Origin of the sequence: Micromonospora sp. CA-246542 (assembly GCF_050942905.1) — a bacterium.
In the GTDB taxonomy this organism is placed as follows: Bacteria; Actinomycetota; Actinomycetes; order Mycobacteriales; family Micromonosporaceae; genus Micromonospora.
In genome coordinates this window covers 6,095,004-6,113,162 of sequence record NZ_CP192040.1, presented here as the reverse complement: position 1 = coordinate 6,113,162, position 18,159 = coordinate 6,095,004, and the positions used below count along the sequence as shown (strand labels likewise).

The window sequence follows — 18,159 nt, the reverse complement described above, 5'->3', positions numbered from 1 at the left end:
TACGGGCGGGCTGCTGTCTCCGGTCGGCACGCGGACCGGCGAACCCGCACCCGCTGCCACGTCATGCGCACACCAACGACCACGCCGGATCGACCGACGCAGCTAAGTGACACACGTTACGCCGATCTTTGCGAGCCGTCCGCGCAAGGGAGTGTCCCGTGTGTCTGGCCTGGTAAAACGCCGAGGCGAGCCGGCCGTCGCGGTCATCAGCCCGACGCGCCTCCGGTGAAGTGCCAGGACGCCAGCCGCACCGAGGGCGCCGCCCACCAGGCACCGTCCACCCGGTCCGGTTGGCGCACCGTCTCCGAGCCCAGCCCGAGTACCGCGCCCGGCCCGAGCGCGCGGGGGTACGACTCGGTGAACCGCAGGTCGCGGACCGCCCGGACGACCGTGCCGTCCTCGATCAGCCACACCCCGTTGCGGGTCAACCCGGTGACGACCAGGCTCTTCGGGTCGAGCACGCGGGTGTACCAGAGGTCGCTGACCAGCAGCCCCCGTCGTACTCCGGCGACCAGCGCCGCCGTGTCCGCGTCGACCACCGCGCCGGCGGCCGTGCCCGTGGTGTTCCGGCCCACCGCGCTGGCCGGGCCGGCCGCCGCGGGCGAGAGTCGGAGGTTGCGGGCCATCGGGCCCCAGGTGGCGCCGCCCGCGATCGCGTGTCCGGTGGACTCCGCGCCCGCGTCGGCGGCGGTCCGCCGGTCGTGTGCGACGGCCCGCGTGGTGCCCGCCTCGACCAGGGTCACCGCCCGCCGGCCGGTGCCCTCGGCATCGAACGGCAGGCCGGACGCGCCGAGCGGATCGTCCACCAGGGTCACCAGCGGGTCGAACTGGGCCGCCCCCGGCTCGGCGAAGGACTGCCGTTCGGCGTACCGCTTGCCGTTGAAGCCGTACCAGGACAGGTTCTGCAGCAGGTCCGCCACGGCGGCCGGTTCGAACACCACCTCGTAGCGCCCCGGCGGCAACTCGACCGGATCGGCTGCCGCCTGCGCCTTCGCGGCGGCATGCGCGCCCAACTCGGCCCCGTCGAGGTCGGACAGCCGGTCCGCACTGTGCCGCGCGACGCCGTCCGCGCCGTCGCGGCGGGCGATGCCGTCCATCGCCGCCTCCGCCGACCGGCCGTACGCGCTGTGCCCCGCCGAGTTCGCGAACGCCGACGAGCGATGCGCGGTACGGCAGTAACCCGCCGTCGTGAGGGGCCGGCGGCGGCCACGAACGCGGCCACCCGGTCGGCCCGCTGGTCCGGCTCGGAGTGGGCGGTCGCCTCGTCGACGGACGGCGCGACCGGCGCGGGCGTGGGCGGCACCAGGCCGGGCCATCCCGGGTCGAGTGGACCGAGGCGGGTCGCGGCCAAGGTCCGCTCGACAAGCGCGTGCAGCCCGTCAGGGGTGACGATGCTCCCGCTGCCGGCGACGGTGCGTCCGTCGAGGTGCACCCGCAGCCGGACGCCGACCGTCGACTCGGAGACGTTCTGGTGGATGGCCGAGTTGGCGAAGCGGGTGAGCGCCAGATCCGCACGCGTCGCCACCACCTCGGCCTGCACGGCCGGGCCACCGAGCCGCCGGACCAACTCGACGACCTGCCCCGCCAGATCCAACTCGTTCATGCTGGGCCGCCTTTCGTTCGCGATTGCGGGGCTCGCAGGACCGGCTCACTCCTCGCGCTCACGCTGGGCCGCCTTTCGTTCGCGGCTGCGGGGCTCGCAAAACCCGCTCACTCCTCGCGCTCACGCGGACACCCCCACCCGGACGTTGCGGAAGCGGGCCGGCGCGGCCGGGTGGCCGGTGTGCCCGACCTGGCCCGGCTGGCCCTTGCCGCAGTTGGGGGTCCCCCAGGGCACCGTCTCGCCGGAGAGCATGTCCATCGAACGCCAGAACAGCGGGCCGATCCCGGTGTACGTCGGATTGCGCAACATCCGCCCCCGCCGACCGTTCTTGATCTCCCAGCCGATCTCACAACCGAACTGGAAGTTGAGCCGCTTGTCGTCGATCGACCACGAGCGGTTGAGGTCCATCAGCACCCCGTCGTCGGTGGCCGCAATGATCTCCTCCAGGGTGTGCGGACCTGGCTCCAGGCCCACGTTGGTCATTCGCACCATCGGCAGCCGGGCCCACCCGTCGGCGCGTACGCTGCCGCCGTAGTCGAGACCCGCTACGGCCGCGGAGTCGCGGCCCGCGAGCACCCCCACCCACCGGCCGTCGCGTACCGCGTCCCGCTTGACGGCGGGGGAGCCCTCGTCGTCGAAACCGAAGCTGCCCAGCGCGCCGGGGATCGTCGGGTCGATGGTGATGTTCATCAGCTCGGAGCCGTAGCGCAGCGAGCCGAGCTGGGCCAGGTCCAGCCAGGACGTACCGGCGAACGCGGCCTCCCAGCCGAGGATCCGGTCCAGCTCGATGGCATGGCCGACCGACTCGTGGATCTGCAGGGCCAGCTGCTCGCTGCCGAGGATCAGATCCGTCTCGCCGGCCGGGCAGGGTGGCGCGGTGAGCAGCGCCCGTGACTCCTCGGCGATCTGCGCGGCGTGCGCGGCCAGGTCGAGCGAGTCGACCAACTCCCAGCCGGTGGTGCCGTACTGCCCCCGGTAACTGGGCCAGGACCGCCGCTGCGTCTCGCCGTCGCCGATCGAGGTGGCCGAGATGCCGCCCCCGCACTCACGGATGCGCTGGTCGATGCGGTGACCCTCGCTGGAGACGAACCACTTCGCGGTGTCCCAGATCTGGTAAAGCCCCTCGGCCAGGTCCGCGCCGTGCTCGGTCATGGTGCGGGTCGCGCCGACCAGCAGGTCGCCCTTGTCGGACAGCGGAACACCGAGCGGGTCGATCCGGCAGTCCGAGGACCAGCTCGCCGTCACGGCTTCGACCGCGACCAGGTCGACCGCGGGGCCGGGCACCCGGGCGCTGGCCATCGCGGTCCGGGTCGCGCGCCGGCCGGCGTCGCGGGCGGCGGCGTCCGACAGATCGGGTACGGCGTGAAAGCCCCAACTGGCCCCGACCAGCGCTCGGACGCCCAGCCCGATGCTCTCGTCCTGGGTCAGCTCCTCCACGTCGCCGTTGCGTGCGGTCATCGACTCGTATCGGCGGTGCATCACCCGCGCGTCGGCGTACCGCGCCCCCGCGTCGAGAGCGGCCTGGACGGCGGCGGTGGCCGCGTCGAACTCGGTCATGCGACGACCCTAGGGCAGCGGACCGACGCCCGTCAGGGAAGAAGTTCTTCCGGCCGGATCGTTGCCCGCACCGGCTCGGTCAGTTCCAGCACCTCGCCGACCCTGGTCATCGACTGCTGCACGTATCGGAACGCTTCAGTCGATGAAGGCGCAGGGTCAGGGCTTCCTGCTCGACGAGGAGATACCACTCGATGCCGGCCGCGGCGTAGACGTGTGGTTTCAACAGACGGTCGATGACGGCGGTGTGAGGCGCGGCGATCTCGCCGATAAGCAGGACCGCGCTCGCCGGCACGCAATCGGCGGTGAGGTCCAGCTCCGCCGTCACAACGAGGTCGGGGTTGAGGATCCGAGTGGTGCTGAGTCGTAGGTTGACCACCGGCAGCAGGGTGCGATCCGCCGCTACGCAGCCCGGTGTCAGCGCGGCCGCCAGCGCACCGAAGATCACCTGGTGTCGTACAGACGGTGGCGGTTCGATGAGCAGGCCGCCGTCGAGGAGCTCGATCCGTTCGGCCGTCTCCCGAGGGCAAGGTAGTCCGATTCACTCCACGGCAGGCCGCGGCCAGGAATGCCGGTGGGTATCACTCGATCAGCGCACCTCATTTCCGCCTGCTGAAGTGGCACTTGTGGTGCGAGCACGCATGGACGCGGCTCGGGTCTCGTGATCGCGGAGGGTGACTCGTCAAGATCGCGCTCGATCGTGGATGTAGTGGTCTCCTGACGCATCGAGGCCACTACATCCTGGTTCGAGCATGATCTTGACGACGCTGGGTGGGTCCGTCGTCAAGATCTGCGCAGGATCGGGGATGTTGCTGTCTCCGGCACGGCTGAGGCAGCAACATCGGGGATGTTGTGAGGATCTTGGCGCGGGGCGCGGGGCGCGGGGCGCGGGGCGCGGGGCGCGGGGCGCGGGGCGCGGGGCGCGGGGCGCGGGGCGCGGGGCGCGGGGCGTGCGGGGCGCGGGGCGTGCGGGGCGCGGGGCGTGCGGGGCCGATGCGGAGTCGTTACGCTCGGGCCCGCTGACACGTGCCGAACTTGTAGCTTATTTTCACCCTCTGGACATTGTTGTAAGTTCTCTTCGTCACTGAGGGAGGTGCCGTGGACAGCTCGGATCCCTACCTGCGGGTGAGTGACCTGCGGGTCCGCTTCGACACCTCGGACGGCGTCGTGCGCGCGGTCGACGGGGTGTCCTTCGCCGTCGAGCGGGGGCGCACGCTCGGCATCGTCGGTGAGTCCGGCTCTGGAAAGAGCGTCACGTCGCTGGCCATCCTCGGTCTGCACGATCCCAAGCGGGCCACGATCACCGGGGAGATCTCCGTCGGCGGACGGCAGCTCGTCGGTCTGCCCGAGGAGGAGGTACGCCGACTGCGCGGCCGGGAGATGGCGATGATCTTCCAGGATCCGCTGTCCGCGCTGCACCCGTACTACACCGTCGGCCGGCAGATCGCCGAGGCGTACCGGGTGCACCACCCGAAGGCCGGTCGGCGTGCGGCCCGCCAGCGGGCGGTGGACATGCTGGACCGGGTCGGCATCCCGCAGCCCGCCCGCCGCTTCGATGCGTACCCCCACGAGTTCTCCGGCGGCATGCGTCAGCGGGCGATGATCGCCATGGCGCTGGTCAACGACCCGGCGTTGCTGATCGCCGACGAGCCGACCACCGCGCTGGACGTCACGGTGCAGGCGCAGATCCTCGACCTGCTCGCCGACCTCCAGGCCGAGTTCCACTCCGCGATCATCCTGATCACCCACGACCTCGGTGTGGTCGGCCAGGTCGCCGACGAGGTGCTGGTCATGTACGGCGGGCGGGCCGTGGAGCACGGCAGCGTGGAGCAGGTGCTCCGCTCGCCGCAGCATCCGTACACCTGGGGGTTGCTCTCCAGCGTGCCGTCGCTGCACGGCGACGCGGACGCGGACCTGGTGCCGATCCCCGGCAATCCGCCGAGCCTCATCAATCTGCCGTCCGGGTGTGCCTTCCACCCGCGCTGCCGTTACGACGACCGCGTCGGCGACCGGTCCCGTGTCGAGGTGCCCGAGCTGCGACCGGCGGGCGGCGACGGCCACCTGGTCGCCTGCCACCTGAGCGCCGAGGAGCGTGCGGCGATCTACGCCGAGAACGTGGCATCCGTGGGGGTGGCCCGATGAGCGACGAACCACTGCTGCGGGTCCGCGGGCTGACCAAGCACTTTCCGGTACGGCAGGGACTGCGCGCGACCGGCACCGTGCGGGCGGTCGACGGCCTCGACTTCGACGTGCGCCCCGGCGAGACGCTCGGCCTGGTGGGGGAGTCGGGCTGCGGCAAGACGACCACCGGCCGGATGCTGGTGCGTCTGCTGGAGCCGACGAGCGGCAGCATCGAGTTCGCCGGGCGGGACATCACCCACGCCGGCCGGCGCGAGCTGCGTCCGCTGCGGCAGGAACTCCAGATCATCTTCCAGGACCCGTACGCGTCGCTGAACCCCCGGCACACGGTCGGCCGGATCGTGGCGATGCCGTTGCAGGTCAACGGGATCAAGCCGCCGGGCGGCATCAAGGCGCGGGTGCAGGAGCTGCTGGAGCTGGTCGGGTTGAACCCGGAGCACTACAACCGGTACCCGCACGAGTTCTCCGGCGGGCAGCGCCAGCGCATCGGCATCGCCCGCGCGTTGGCGCTGCGACCGAAGCTGATCGTCGCGGACGAGCCGGTGAGCGCGCTGGACGTCTCGATCCAGGCGCAGGTCGTCAACCTGCTGCGGGACCTGCAACGAGAACTCGGGCTGGCTTTCGTGTTCATCGCGCACGACCTGGCCGTGGTCCGGCACTTCTGCCAGCGGGTCGCGGTGATGTATCTGGGCCGGATCGTGGAGATCGGCGATCGGGAGGACATCTACGAGCGCCCGCAACATCCGTACACCCGGGCGCTGCTCTCGGCGATCCCGGACGTCACGCAGCTCGGTCCGGCCGGCCGGATCCGGTTGACCGGTGACGTTCCCACGCCGCTCGACCCGCCGTCCGGCTGCCGGTTCCGTACCCGCTGCTGGAAGGCGCAGGACGTCTGCGCCACCGAGCAGCCCGCGCTGACGTCGCGCGACGGAGGCCGGCAGGCCACCGCGTGTCACTTCCCCGAAGGGGAGGCAGGCGGCACCGGCCCCGAAGGGGAAGCAGGCGGCACCGGCCCCGAAGGGGAGGCAGGCAGCACCGGCCCCGAAGGGGAAGCAGGCGGCACCGGCCCCGAAGGGGAGACAGGCAGCACCGGCCCCGAGGTAGCGGCCCCGACCGTCGAGGAGGTGTCGTCGTGAGCCTGTCCCCGGTGGAGGGTGTGGCGCTGGCCGAGATCGAGTCCGGCTCGGACGCGGAGGGACCGGCAGCGAAGGGTGTCGTCGGCCGTTCGCCCGGTCAGCTCGCCTGGATGCGGCTGCGCCGCGATCGCACGGCCGTGGTCAGCGGCGTACTCCTGGTGTTCTTCATGGTGTTGGGGTTGTCCGCCCCGCTGATCGAGATGGTCTACGGCGTCGGGCCGCGCGAGCAGTTCCAGAGCCTGCTGGACGGGTTCGGCATGCCACTGGGTTACGTCGGCGGGGTCACCGGGGAGCACTGGTTCGGCCTGGAACCGGGGCTGGGCCGGGACATCTTCATCCGGTTGATCTACGGGCTGCGCACGTCACTGTTCATCGCGTTCGCCGCGGCCCTGATCACGGCCGCGATCGGCATCGCGCTCGGCGCGCTGGCGGGCTACCTCGGCGGCTGGCTCGACGCGGTGATCAACTGGATCACCGACCTGACCCTCGCCATGCCGTTCCTGATCATCGCGTTGGCGCTCACCCCCACGATCACGCTGCGCTTCTACGGCGAGCGGGGGCAGGTGTCGTCCGCGTTCGGGGTGGGGGTGCTGATCGCCGTGTTCGCGATCTTCGGCTGGACCAGCACGGCCCGGCTGGTACGTGGGCAGGTGATCGCGCTGCGCGAGCGGGAGTTCGTGGAGGCCGCCAAGGCCAGCGGCGCCGGGTTGGGGCACATCATCTTCCGGCAGCTCCTGCCGAACATCTGGGCGCCGATCCTGGTCTCGTTCTCCCTGGCGGTTCCACAGTTCATCACCAGCGAGGCCGCGCTGTCCTTCATCGGCGTCGGCCTCAGCGACGAGACGCCGAGCTTCGGCCGGATGATCTACCGCAGTCTGGACTTCCTCCAGACCGACCCGGCGTACGTGTTCTTCCCGGGCATCACGATCTTCGCGCTGGTGTTCGCCTTCAACCTCTTCGGCGACGCGTTGCGGGACGCGCTCGACCCGAAGTCGTCCCGGTAGGGGTCACAATCATGGCGCGATTTCTGATCAAGCGACTCTTCTCCGCCACGCTGACCTTGTTCGCGGTGAGCGTGTTGACGTTCCTGATGTTCTTCGCCCTGCCCCGCGACCCGGTGAGCAGCATCTGCTCCAAGAACTGCAACGCGGAGCGGTTGGAACGGGTCCGCGACGACCTGGGCCTCAACGACCCGTTGATCAGCCAGTACGCCGGCTACATGAAGGGCATCGTCACCGGCCGGGACCTGGGCAGCGCCCAGGGCGGCCGGTGCGACGCGCCCTGCCTGGGCTGGTCGTACGTCACCAACGAGGCCGTCTCGGACACCATCGCCCGGGTGCTGCCGGTGACGCTGAGCATCGTGATCCCGGCGGCGATCCTCTGGCTGCTGCTCGGTGTGGGACTGGGCATGGTCTCGGCGCTGCGGCGGGGCACCTGGCTGGACCGGGCGGCCATCGGCTTCTCGCTCACCGGCGCGTCGTTGCAGCTCTACTTCGTGGGCGCGGTGCTGCTGCTGGTGTTCGTCTACAACCTGCGGTGGCTGCCGGTGCCGAGTTACACCTCGCTCTTCGACAATCCGGCGAAGTGGGCCAGTGGGCTGGTGCTCGCCTGGGTGTCGTTGGCGTTCCTGTTCTCGGCGATCTACGCCCGGCTGTCGCGGGCGCAGATGCTGGAGACGCTGTCCGAGGACTTCGTCCGGACCGCGCGGGCCAAGGGCCTGGCCAAACCCACGGTGTACGGGCGACATGCGCTGCGCGCGGCGATCACCCCGGTGGTGACCATCGCGGGGCTGGACGTGGGCGGGGCGCTGGGCGGCACGGTGATCACCGAGACGACGTTCGGCATCCAGGGATTGGGGCGTACGGCGGTGGACGCCGTGCGCTCGGGTGACCTGCCCACCATCATGGCCACTGTGCTGATCGCCGCCGTCTTCGTGGTGCTGGCGAACGTGCTGGTGGACCTGCTGTACGCGGCCATCGACCCACGGGTGCGGCTGCGCTGAGCCGTGCGCCGTGCCGCGCGTGGCTGCTGGCGGAATTTATCGACAACTGTTACACAACTTGTAGGTTTTCTTCCTTACGATCCTCGGGACGTCGGCGGTTCCCGCCCCGACGGAACCGCACGACACATGGGTGAAGGAGGTACTTCATGCGACCACGCGTGGCGGTTGCCGCAGGCGGCGCGATCGCTCTGGTTGTGACGTTGGGTGCGTGCTCGAAGAACACGGGCGAGGGCACCACGGTGGACAACAACCGGCAGCAGACCGGGGTCATCGCGACCGACCCCAAGGACTCGCAGGGGCCGGCGGCCGAGGTGAGCGGCGCCGCGAAGGGCGGCACCTTCACCATCATCCGGGAGTCGCCGATCTCCCACCTCGACCCGCAGCGGACGTACTCGTTCGCCGGCCTCATGACCAACCCGCTCTTCGCCCGCTACCTGACCACCTGGAAGGACGACGGCAAGGGTGGCCTCGTCCTCGTCGGTGACCTCGCCGAGACGCCGGGCAAGAACGTCAACAACGACTGCAAGGTCTGGGAATTCACCATCAAGGACGGGGTGAAGTTCGAGGACGGCCGTCCGATCACCGCCAAGGAGATCGCGTACGGCATCGCCCGCTCCTTCGACCCCGACCTCTCCGGTGGCCCGACCTACATTCAGGAGTGGCTGGCCGACACCCCGCAGTTCGACACCAAGTGGGACTTCAAGAAGAACAAGACGTCCCTGCCGCCCGGCCTGAGCGCGCCGGACGCGAAGACGCTGCGGTTCGAGTTCGCCAAGCCGCGCTGTGACCTGCCGTTCGCCGCGTCGCTGCCGACCACCGCGCCGCTGCCCCCGGACAAGGACACCGGCATCGACCTGGACAAGCAGCCGTTCTCGTCCGGCCCCTACAAGGTCGCCAAGAACCAGGTCGGCGTCCAGATCACGCTCGACCGCAACACCAACTGGGACCCGAACACCGACCCGGTCCGGCACCAGTACCCGGACCAGTTCGTCTGGAGTTTCGGCCCGACCGCGGACGCCGCCAACAATCGGGTCATCGCCGACAACGGCGCCGACCAGAGCGCGCTCGCCTTCAACGCCGTACCCGCCTCGCTGGTCGCCAAGGTGGCCGGGGACGCCGCGCTGAAGTCGCGCAGCATCCTCTCGCCGACGCCGAGCGCCAACCAGCTCGTCATCAACAACCAGCGGGTCAAGGACTTGAAGATCCGCCAGGCGCTGAACTACGCCATCGACCGGGAGGGCATGGTCAAGGCGCTCGGCGGGCAGAACGTCGCCGCCCCGCTGACCACGCTGATGCCGCCGGCCACGATCGGCTACAAGGCGTACGAGGCGTACCCGGCGGGCCCCAACGGCGACGTCGCCAAGGCCAAGGAGCTGCTCGGTGGGCAGACGCCGGAGCTGGTCCTCGGTGTCGCCGACAACTCGACCGAGCAGCAGCAGGGCGCCCAGCTCAAGGCCAATCTGGAGCGCGCCGGCTTCAAGATCACGTTGCGGAACATCTCCGACGACGCGAAGCTCGACGAGATCAAGAAGAAGGACAACCCGTGGGACCTGTACATCGGTAACTGGGCGGCGGACTGGCCGAGCGGCGCGGCGATCCTGCCGGTGCTGTACGACGGCCGCAGCATCAAGGCCGAGGGCAACAGCAACCAGTCCTACTTCAACGACCCGACGATCAACGCCGAGATGGACCGGATCCTGGCGCTCGCCCCGTCCGAGCAGGGCCCGGAGTGGGCCAAGCTGGACGAGCGGATCATGAAGGAGCACGCGCCCGTGGTGCCGCTCTACGTCGACGTGGCGTACCACGTGCACGGCTCCAAGGCCGGCGGCGTCTTCGTCTCCAGCGTGTTCGGCTACCCGGCGTTCGTCAACGCGTACGTGAAGCCGTAGGTCACACCGCGGAAAGGCAAGGGTCCCCGCCCGACAACGCCGTCGGGCGGGGACCCTTGCCGGATTTTGATCAATCCAGTTCGACGCGGTGCCAGGGCGTGCGGTTGGTTCAGTGAAAGGGCGTTGCCGGCCGGCTCAGTCGCTCGCCGTCGACGAATAGATCGACTTTCTCGTTGTAGAAGGCGATCAGGCCGGCGATCGGCAGGAGTGCGGCGGTCGGGAAGTCGTACGACCAGGCCAGGTCCGGGTGGGTTTGGTCGTCGAGACGGACGGACCAGTAGTCGCTGGTCTGGCCCTTGTACGGGCAGGCGGTCCTCGTGGCCGACGCCACGAGGTGCCTGAAGTTCACGTCGGTCCGGTTGAGGTAGTAACGGGGCGGTAGACCGGTTTCGAAGACCATCACGGGCGATGTCGACTCGGCCAGGACGACTCCTTCCAGTTCCACCCTGACGCTGCGGGTGGAACGCACTGCGTCCACCCGCGAGAACGGGTTGCGGGGGTGCACGAAGACCTCTTCGTCCTCCTCGAACCAAGCATCCATGGCTGCCCAGTCGAACCGGATCGTGTTCGCCAACCCGGCTAACGCGTCGTCTCCGTACAACCGCCCGCACGAAGGGCGGACCGTCTCGCCGACCTGCAACCCGTGCAGCCGCGCGGTCCCGCGCCGGGACTCCTCGGTGCGCTCGCCCTCGATCAACAGGTTGCGATTCACGTCGTCGACGGGGATGTAGTACTGCGGGAAGTACGGCCATTCCCACACGTACAACGCCCGCGTGGTCTCCAATACCTGCTCGCCGCCGAGGAAGGCCCGGATCCGGCGAGGCACCGGCTCAATGTGGTCGACCGGGACGATCATCTTCGGATAATCCGACACGTTGTCCTCCCGTGATGTGACGGCCGGCTCGGCAGGCGCCGGTTCAACGATCAGGGTGGCCCCCGCGTTGTCACATGCGTTTGTTGCAGAGACCGTAGCCGATGTCGCCCTTCGTGACGAGTCCTTCGCGGCAGAGGTCATGTGGCGCCGGCGATGTCGCGCGTGAACAGCTCCGGACGACCCAGCGCCGCCAGAACAGCAACCAGTCCTACTTCAACGATCCGACGATCAACGCCCGAGATGGACCGGATCCTGGCGCTCGCATCGGCCGACCAGGGCCCGGAGTGGGCCAGGCTGGACGAGCGGAACATAAAGGAGCACACGCCCGTGGTGCCGCTCTAGGTCGACGTCGCGTACCACCTGTACGGCTCGCCGTCCGGTCGCGATCTGCGGGCCTGTTCCCGCAGTGACGTCAGGCGGTGCGGGTGCGCGGCGTAGGAATGGCAATCCCCACTCGTGCTCCGCCATCGGCGGCTCACATCCTGCTTCGCAGGAGGTCGACCAGTCCCGGCATCCGGTGGTTCGCATAGGCTTCGGCCATGGCCAGTTCGTGGGGCGCTGCGAGGGGAGGGCGATCATATAGTTCCCAATGGCCGATGGATGCGGCCAGACGACTACCATGACGCAGGTCGAGATCGGTGGCTTTGTCGAAAATGTCGGCTAGTCGAACGAAAATTCCCCGGCCGTGGTGCGCATGCTGCCGCAAGAGATGTGTCACGTCGGGTTCATCGTTCGCGACAAGGTCGCAAATAAGATTAATCTTGTCGTGCAGAAAGCGTAGATCGTCAAAGATGAGGGCGGTCAGCGCGAGCAGTCCGCCAGAGTCGCGGTTACGAGCCAGCATCCTCAGTGCCACCTTTATGGCCTGCACCCCCCAGTCGTCGAACACTCGTTCGGCGATGACCAGGGTTGCCGCCGGCGTCTTGATCTTCGCCAGCCCTCTGAGCGCGGATGACTGCATCCCTTGGTCTCCGTAGCGATTCGCGTACTCCCGCAGGAGCGCTATGGTCGCGGGCGTGTGGTCCGTGGGGGAGCGCAGCGATGCCATCAACTCCTTCCGCAGTCTCTTTTCTGGTTGGACCAGATCGACAACTGCGTCAACCGCGAGCCGCCGTGCGGCCGCCGTGCGCAGATCCAGACAGAACTTTGATCTGAGGTCCGCAGGCAGGTCCGTCACGGTCACATCCCGTGCCATCGCCGGGATTACTCGAACGTGCCCACGTTCGATCTCATGAACCATCCCGGAGTTCAGTTCGTATTTCACCCAGTTCGACGCCAGGGCCTCCGGCGACAGAATGACGAGGAAGAACGACGTGTTGTCGATGCCTGCGGAAATGCGTTCGCGTAGGACGTCGCCGGGCTTCATCTCCCAACCGTCGAACCAGCCTCGGATGCGTCGCGCCCGCAGTGCGGATGCAAAATTCTCAACCAGCGAGCGATCGCTGTGCGAGTAGCTGATGAACAGGTCGTGGACCTGCGGGCGATTCCCACCTTCTTTTGCTACGCCGATCTTGTTCGGGGGTAGTCGATTCACGTGCGACAGTTTAGGCGCAACTGTCAACGCTTTCTCGATGGTTGATGTGTGCGACGGTCCATTCGTCGATCATGATCTACCGGTCGACGGCCGTTCTGGCACCGGGATGACGGCGACCGCCAGCGTCGTGCTCGGCGTGGTTGCGGGTTGGTTGGCGAAGCAGCAGGGGGTAGTCGTGGCCGGATCGCCAGCGCATGGCCCCTGCGCGCGATGATGGCCAGGTGAAGCCCATCTACCCCGATGACGGCCATGTCGATCGGAACGCCGTACCCGGCCTGCGCCCGGTACCTACGGACGACGCGACGTCAGTCACGGTCGACGTTGACGGAGAGATGTTCGCTCTCCGCCCGAACGAGTGCGACGGCACCGACTACACGTGGCTCACCGGGCCGAACCCCGGCTACGGATTCGGTGTTGGTCCGACTCTCGGCCTGTCGCTCGACGAGCACCGGGAGAATATCCGCGACTTCCTGGCCATGGTCGATCCCGCCACCGGGCGCATCGAGGAGGACTGACGTGAGGCTGTGGTGGCAGATCCAAGATTGCGAGTTGCGGTGAGTGAGGTACGGCCGGGGTCGCGCCGGGTGGAGCTGCTCGGCCGTCTCGCCGAGGCGGTCGGGTCCGTTGACGTCGCACATCCGGTACGGGTTGCCGTCGACGGTCCACCGGCCACCGGCAAGACCACCCTCGCCGATGAACTCGCCGTCGTCCTGCGGAGTCAGGGCCGACATGTCATTCGCGCGACGATCGACGACTTCCTCTTTCCGCGGGCGCGACGCTATCCGCGCGGCGAGTACTCGGCTGAAGGCTGCTACTTCGACACCCACGACTGGGCGGCGCTGAACCGGGCTCTGCTCGATCCGCTCGGACCGGGCGGCGACCGGGGCTTCCGACCCACGGTGTACGACCGCGCCACGGATACCGTGCTGTCCCCGCCGAGCAGGACGGCCCCCGCCGACGCCGTGCTGGTGTTCGACGGCGTCTTCCTGATGCGCCCGGAACTGATCGATCGGTGGGAGCTGCGGATTCTCGTCTCCACGGCGATCGAGACGACGGTGGACCGTGCCGTGATCCGAGAGCGGCGGGTGTCATCCCGGGCGGAGGTCGAACGGCGCTGGCGGGAGCGTTACATCCCCGCCCAACAGCTCTACTTCGACACCGTGCGCCCGACCGATCACGTCGACTTCGTCGTGCACAATGACGAGCCGCAGAAGCCGGTCTGGGAGGCCCGGGCACGCTGACCGGATGGGAGCCGTGATGACGCGACCGACACTGTTCCTGACGGTGGGGCTCCCGTGTACGGGAAAGACCACTGCCGCCCGGCGGATCGAGGTCGAGCAGAAGGCGCTTCGTCTGACCAAGGACGAGTGGGTGAAGGCTCTCTACGGGGTCGACAATCCGCCCGCTGCCTCGGACGTGATCGAGGGGCGGCTCATCGAGATCGGGCTGCGCGCCCTCGAACTCGGCAACAACGTGGTGATCGACTTCGGCCTCTGGAGTCGGGACGAGCGTTCCGCTCTGCGGCGGGCCGCGGCCGACCTCGGCGCGGAGGTGGAGCTGCGTTACTTCGAACTCACCCCGGCCGAGCAGCGCGAACGGGTCGATCAGCGCCAGGCGGATGCGCCGCACACGACGTGGCCGATGACCGACGAGGAACTCGCCGAGTGGGCCACCCGCATGGACATCCCGACGCCAGGCGAACTCGACGGCTCCGAACCCGTCGACGACCCACCGGCCGGTTTTGCGACCTGGAACGACTGGCGCGCCGACCGCTGGCCGCCGAGTCGGCGCGACCTTCCCTGACCGCCCCAGCAACGACGCCGACGGTGGTGCCTGCCGAGCCCCTGAGGCAGCAACAACCCTGATGTTGCTGTGTGCCGAGCCTCTAGAGCAGCAACATCGGTGATGTTGCGCGGGGCGCGGGGCATCGCTGAGCCGCGACAGGCGGCACCATAGGGCCGTGTCGAACACCGCGGACAGCTCTGCCAAGGCACGCATAGTTGCCGGCCTGCTGCGCGACGGGAATCGGGTGCTGCTGTGTCACCGCTCTCGGCGACGGCGGTGGTACCCCGACGTCTGGGACATGCCCGGCGGGCATGTGGAGCCCGGGGAACTACCCGGCGAGGCCCTGGCCCGGGAGCTTCGGGAGGAGGTGGGCATCGACATCACGGCACCCACGGCGCCGCCCGTGCACGAGGTGCATACCGACACGTTCGACATGCAGATCTGGCTGGTCGACGCGTGGCAGGGGTCCCCGGTCAACGCCGCGCCCGACGAACACGACGCCATCGGCTGGTTCACCGAGGACGAGCTCGGCGGACTGTGCCTGGCCCACGACAGCTATCTCGCCCTGTTCAGCAGAGCTCTTGCCAGGCCTCGCGCCTGACCGCAAGAGGGCAGCCTATTCGGGTGACGTGTTGTACCGGTCGAGCGTCGCCTTCGAGGTGGAGGCATCGCGGAAGGTCAGTTCCCATGGGCCGGTGTTGACGTCCATGTCCTTGCCGAATCCGACCCATTTTCCGGCCATCCGCCTGCCCGTCGGTTCCACCAGAAGCTGGATGGCGCCGTGGTAACGGGCTCCGCGGTAGTAGCCGGCGGGATCGGTCTGTTCCACCCACGTCCCGGTGACCACGGCACCGTCCACGGTGAGATCCAGCGACAGTGACGATGCCGCCGAGCCAGGCAGACTGCGCACGGTCAGGCGGTCGCCGTGCTGGAGTACGACAACGAAGTGCTGGCCGGCGAATGATTCGCTTCGCCCGCTGGAGTGGTACTGGTAGCGACTGAGCCACACCCCCTCATAAGACTTGTGCACGGTGAAGGGCTTGGGCGTCGGGGTGGCCAGGCTGGACATGGGCGAGGTCAGGTCGTGACCACCCTGTTGGTCGCTGTCGGCATGACCGTCGGGGATCGCGGCGAAGCCCAGTAGGGAGACCGGTAGGCCGGTAACGACCTCCAAGGCGCGGGCGTACACGGGCCGGGGTGCGGCGATCACACCGGCCTCCCAGCGTTGGACGAGCCTCTTGTTGGCGTCGTTGGGCTCGCCGATGCGGAGGCCGGCGGCTTGGAGCGCGCGGGCGAAGTCGTCCTGGCTCATGCGCATCCCGATGCGGACCGAGCGCAAGGCGGTATTCGGGGCGTTCATGTTCGCCACGATAACTCTAGGTCGTCTAAATGTCGCCCCCGAGGTATCCCTTATGTCATTTCCTGTGCCGTCGCATCCGGCGACTAATCGGCGTCATCGTGGTCAGCGACGACGGCGGTTATGCCGATACGCCCAGCGGCGAGGTGATGATGTCCAAGCGCGACGACGAGATGCCCAACACGGGCGAGCAGATCGACGCCGCCGAACGAGAGGCGGCCAAGCGCCGGTTGCTCGCGCAGGCCGAGTCGGAGCGGATACCGGTGGAGGAGACGACTCGGGCGGTGCCGGATCGGCGGTGGCGACGTGGGCGGTGATCCGGTTCCCATCGGTCGGCGGGTCGCGTACCTACGGGCTCGGCGGAGGTTGTCGCAGCAGTCGTTCGCCGATCGGTTGGGAAAGTCGAAGAGCTGGGTGGACAAGGTTGAGCGAGGGGTTCGCTCGCTGGAGCGGGTATCGACCATCCGGGAGATCGCGGCGGTGCTGCGAGTCGATCCCGCCGCGCTACTCGGGCGAGATGCACAGCCCGCTGGGGTGGCCGAGTGCCGCGAAGGCGTCGCGCGGATTCGGGCAGCGCTGTCCGCGTATCCCATGGCCTTTCATCGTCCGGCGGACCAGGCGGTGATGTCGCCGGACCGGCTGGCGCGGGATGTATGGCAGGTGTGGATGACGTACCAGTACGCCCGGTACCCGCGTGTGGTCGAACTGTTGCCCGCATTGGTCACCGAGGTTCACCGCGTGGACGCGCAGGTGCCGGCGGCTGGGCCGGAAACAGTGGTGGAGGTGTACCGGGTGACGGCAGCGCTGCTGGTCAAGCTGGGCGAGGAAAGTCTGGCCTGGTTGGCCGCTGATCGGGCGATGTCCGCCGCCGCCGGCGACCGGGTGCTGCTCGCCTGCGCGGCGGTGCAGCTTGGCCAGGTGCTGCGAGCATCGGCGCGAACCAGGCCGGTGCTGCTGGCTGCCGCTTCCCAGATCACCCCGGAAACGCCCCAGGAGTTGTCGCTGTGCGGATCGCTGCTCGTGCAAGCTGCCCTGACGGCAGCCGTGGCGGGTGACGACCGGGCGAGCGGTGACCTGCTGGACGAGGCCGCCGGGCTGGCCGCTCGGGTAGGTGATGGACACGATCATCACCGGACGGCCTTTGGGCCTACGGCCGTCGAGCTGGCGCGGGTCACCGCAGCAGTGGAACTGGGCGACGGTCCGCAGGCGGTCGCCCGGCATCGGGGGGCGATCGGGCGGGACGGCTGGCGGTGGCTGCCGGTCGAACATCGCGCCGCGCACCTCATCGACGCGGCGCGTGCCCACCTCCAGACGAACGACCCCGGCAATGCGGCCGGGCTTCTGGTGCGGGTCCACAGCATCGCGCCCGCCGAGATCCGCCACCGGCCTTGTGCGCGGCACGTTGTTGCCCAGGCCGCCCGCCACCCGGACGCCCCACCCACGATCACCCAGCTCGCCATCAACCTCGGGGTGCTGTAAGCATGGCGGTCCGCCCCGGATCGGTATCAGGCCCCAGGAGAGCTGACGTAAGGACGAGGTGAATGCTCTGGTCACCGCGTTGGGCACTACAGTGCTCGGCTGTGCGCCCGGCCGACATCCTCGAACAGTTCGACGCCGCAGCCCGAGAGTTCCGGTTTCCGGACCTCGACAACGGCTACTACTACGCCGTCGACGCCCGGCTGCACGGATATCGGGACGCGGGGCGATGGGCGCTCGTCGTCGAGTTGATCGGCTACTCGCCACGGGCCGGGAACCTCACCGACGTGCTCCACGTGTTCGGCAACTGCCTGATCAGCGGCGAACCCGGCACCGACAACGGCGACTTTCTCGATCGGGTCGACAACTGGGACGAGATAGAGGATCCGGAGGAGCCGGAGACGTACCGGGGAGGCCCCTTGGTGCTTCGCGGTCAGGACATCGCCGTTGCCGGCGAACCAGGTGAGGATCTGATCGACGTGCTGCGTCGGCTTGTTCCGCGTCATCGCGAGCTTCTCCTGGCGGACGAACGGGAACTGCGACGCCGAGTCCCCGTCGACCTGCCCGAGGTTCTGCGGCTGGACGAATGGCATCACCCTGACCTGGCTGGTGGCTCACGTCCAAGCCAATCCGAGACGTTCCGCCAGATCGCCGATGTCCTGACGACCGGCGATCGCACGCTCTACGCGCCGAGAGCGCACCCGAACACACACTGGTCCCACTGGCCGGAGTCGGGGAGCCTGTAGCCGCCGATACCGCCGAGGGTCAGGCGCTGTAGCCATCGCTGTTCGGCCGCTCGGCCGTTGCCCC

General features: G+C 68.8%; 17 protein-coding genes and 1 pseudogene. 12 read left to right on the top strand and 6 right to left on the bottom strand.

The window, feature by feature from the left end; translation table 11 throughout:
- Positions 1 to 206: 206 nt before the first annotated feature.
- From ACQP0N_RS28345 to ACQP0N_RS28335, 3 genes and pseudogenes are all read right to left on the bottom strand, one after another.
- Positions 207 to 1,603 (bottom strand): annotated as a pseudogene (locus tag ACQP0N_RS28345) (TldD/PmbA family protein).
- Between the two features lie 120 nt (positions 1,604 to 1,723).
- Complete coding sequence (locus tag ACQP0N_RS28340) at positions 1,724 to 3,160, bottom strand: TldD/PmbA family protein (RefSeq protein WP_433115379.1); 1,437 nt, start codon at positions 3,158 to 3,160, stop codon at positions 1,724 to 1,726.
- A 106-nt stretch (positions 3,161 to 3,266) separates the two neighbouring features.
- Positions 3,267 to 3,635, bottom strand: coding sequence for a Uma2 family endonuclease (locus ACQP0N_RS28335; protein ID WP_433121869.1), 369 nt, complete (start codon positions 3,633 to 3,635; stop codon positions 3,267 to 3,269).
- 620 nt (positions 3,636 to 4,255) lie between these two features.
- Here ACQP0N_RS28335 and ACQP0N_RS28330 point away from each other — a divergent pair.
- The 5 genes from ACQP0N_RS28330 (at position 4,256) to ACQP0N_RS28310 (ending at position 10,323) form a co-directional block, all read left to right on the top strand.
- Entirely contained in the window at positions 4,256 to 5,299 is a 1,044-nt protein-coding gene (locus tag ACQP0N_RS28330; RefSeq protein ID WP_433115377.1) for an ABC transporter ATP-binding protein, read from the top strand.
- Positions 5,296 to 6,432, top strand: a complete 1,137-nt coding sequence (locus ACQP0N_RS28325) for a dipeptide ABC transporter ATP-binding protein (RefSeq protein ID WP_433115375.1) — start codon at positions 5,296 to 5,298, stop codon at positions 6,430 to 6,432. Before ACQP0N_RS28330 ends, ACQP0N_RS28325 begins: the two co-directional genes overlap by 4 nt.
- Entirely contained in the window at positions 6,429 to 7,436 is a 1,008-nt protein-coding gene (locus ACQP0N_RS28320) for an ABC transporter permease (RefSeq protein ID WP_433115373.1), read from the top strand. The genes ACQP0N_RS28325 and ACQP0N_RS28320 overlap by 4 nt, the downstream gene beginning before the upstream one ends.
- Before the next feature lie 11 nt (positions 7,437 to 7,447).
- Positions 7,448 to 8,434 (top strand): ABC transporter permease, encoded by a 987-nt coding sequence (locus ACQP0N_RS28315; RefSeq protein ID WP_433115371.1) that lies wholly within the window; start codon positions 7,448 to 7,450, stop codon positions 8,432 to 8,434.
- A gap of 146 nt (positions 8,435 to 8,580) precedes the next feature.
- Positions 8,581 to 10,323: an ABC transporter substrate-binding protein gene (locus ACQP0N_RS28310; RefSeq protein ID WP_433115369.1), complete on the top strand. Its 1,743-nt coding sequence runs from the start codon at positions 8,581 to 8,583 to the stop codon at positions 10,321 to 10,323.
- A gap of 109 nt (positions 10,324 to 10,432) precedes the next feature.
- Here the strand turns inward: ACQP0N_RS28310 and ACQP0N_RS28305 are convergent, their stop codons facing one another.
- Both ACQP0N_RS28305 and ACQP0N_RS28300 read right to left on the bottom strand, forming a co-directional pair.
- On the bottom strand, positions 10,433 to 11,338 hold the full coding sequence (locus tag ACQP0N_RS28305) for a DUF427 domain-containing protein (protein WP_433115368.1): 906 nt from the start codon (positions 11,336 to 11,338) through the stop codon (positions 10,433 to 10,435).
- 334 nt (positions 11,339 to 11,672) lie between these two features.
- The gene (locus ACQP0N_RS28300) at positions 11,673 to 12,731 is read right to left on the bottom strand and encodes a toll/interleukin-1 receptor domain-containing protein (protein WP_433115366.1); all 1,059 of its coding nucleotides are present in this window, start codon (positions 12,729 to 12,731) and stop codon (positions 11,673 to 11,675) included.
- Between the two features lie 194 nt (positions 12,732 to 12,925).
- On the opposite strand from ACQP0N_RS28300, the gene ACQP0N_RS28295 reads away from it, so the two are divergent.
- From ACQP0N_RS28295 to ACQP0N_RS28280, 4 genes are all read left to right on the top strand, one after another.
- Positions 12,926 to 13,246 (top strand): hypothetical protein, encoded by a 321-nt coding sequence (locus tag ACQP0N_RS28295; protein ID WP_433115364.1) that lies wholly within the window; start codon positions 12,926 to 12,928, stop codon positions 13,244 to 13,246.
- Between the two features lie 39 nt (positions 13,247 to 13,285).
- Positions 13,286 to 13,972 carry a uridylate kinase gene (locus ACQP0N_RS28290; RefSeq protein WP_433115362.1) on the top strand — a complete coding sequence of 229 codons (687 nt, stop codon included), beginning with the start codon at positions 13,286 to 13,288 and terminating at the stop codon, positions 13,970 to 13,972.
- 16 nt (positions 13,973 to 13,988) lie between these two features.
- On the top strand, positions 13,989 to 14,534 hold the full coding sequence (locus tag ACQP0N_RS28285; RefSeq protein WP_433115360.1) for an ATP-binding protein: 546 nt from the start codon (positions 13,989 to 13,991) through the stop codon (positions 14,532 to 14,534).
- 157 nt (positions 14,535 to 14,691) lie between these two features.
- On the top strand, positions 14,692 to 15,117 hold the full coding sequence (locus ACQP0N_RS28280; protein ID WP_433115358.1) for an NUDIX domain-containing protein: 426 nt from the start codon (positions 14,692 to 14,694) through the stop codon (positions 15,115 to 15,117).
- A 15-nt stretch (positions 15,118 to 15,132) separates the two neighbouring features.
- On the opposite strand, the gene ACQP0N_RS28275 is transcribed toward ACQP0N_RS28280, so the two are convergent.
- Positions 15,133 to 15,876, bottom strand: a complete 744-nt coding sequence (locus ACQP0N_RS28275; protein ID WP_433121868.1) for an XRE family transcriptional regulator — start codon at positions 15,874 to 15,876, stop codon at positions 15,133 to 15,135.
- A gap of 98 nt (positions 15,877 to 15,974) precedes the next feature.
- Between ACQP0N_RS28275 and ACQP0N_RS28270 the strand changes: the two genes are divergently transcribed.
- The 3 genes from ACQP0N_RS28270 (at position 15,975) to ACQP0N_RS28260 (ending at position 18,095) form a co-directional block, all read left to right on the top strand.
- Positions 15,975 to 16,190: a hypothetical protein gene (locus ACQP0N_RS28270; protein WP_433115356.1), complete on the top strand. Its 216-nt coding sequence runs from the start codon at positions 15,975 to 15,977 to the stop codon at positions 16,188 to 16,190.
- The gene (locus ACQP0N_RS28265) at positions 16,180 to 17,352 is read left to right on the top strand and encodes a helix-turn-helix domain-containing protein (protein WP_433115354.1); all 1,173 of its coding nucleotides are present in this window, start codon (positions 16,180 to 16,182) and stop codon (positions 17,350 to 17,352) included. Before ACQP0N_RS28270 ends, ACQP0N_RS28265 begins: the two co-directional genes overlap by 11 nt.
- 101 nt (positions 17,353 to 17,453) lie before the next feature.
- Complete coding sequence (locus ACQP0N_RS28260) at positions 17,454 to 18,095, top strand: DUF7003 family protein (protein WP_433115352.1); 642 nt, start codon at positions 17,454 to 17,456, stop codon at positions 18,093 to 18,095.
- Positions 18,096 to 18,159: the final 64 nt, after the last annotated feature.

What these genes read in the sequence shown, in the direction of transcription:
- ACQP0N_RS28340 (WP_433115379.1), bottom strand. Translation starts at nt 3,160, where the DNA reads ATGACCGAGTTCGACGCGGCCACCGCCGCCGTCCAGGCCGCTCTCGAC.
- ACQP0N_RS28325 (WP_433115375.1), top strand. Translation starts at nt 5,296, where the DNA reads ATGAGCGACGAACCACTGCTGCGGGTCCGCGGGCTGACCAAGCACTTT.
- ACQP0N_RS28315 (WP_433115371.1), top strand. Translation starts at nt 7,448, where the DNA reads ATGGCGCGATTTCTGATCAAGCGACTCTTCTCCGCCACGCTGACCTTG.
- ACQP0N_RS28310 (WP_433115369.1), top strand. Translation starts at nt 8,581, where the DNA reads ATGCGACCACGCGTGGCGGTTGCCGCAGGCGGCGCGATCGCTCTGGTT.
- ACQP0N_RS28305 (WP_433115368.1), bottom strand. Translation starts at nt 11,338, where the DNA reads ATGACCTCTGCCGCGAAGGACTCGTCACGAAGGGCGACATCGGCTACG.
- ACQP0N_RS28295 (WP_433115364.1), top strand. Translation starts at nt 12,926, where the DNA reads ATGGCCCCTGCGCGCGATGATGGCCAGGTGAAGCCCATCTACCCCGAT.
- ACQP0N_RS28285 (WP_433115360.1), top strand. Translation starts at nt 13,989, where the DNA reads ATGACGCGACCGACACTGTTCCTGACGGTGGGGCTCCCGTGTACGGGA.
- ACQP0N_RS28275 (WP_433121868.1), bottom strand. Translation starts at nt 15,876, where the DNA reads ATGAACGCCCCGAATACCGCCTTGCGCTCGGTCCGCATCGGGATGCGC.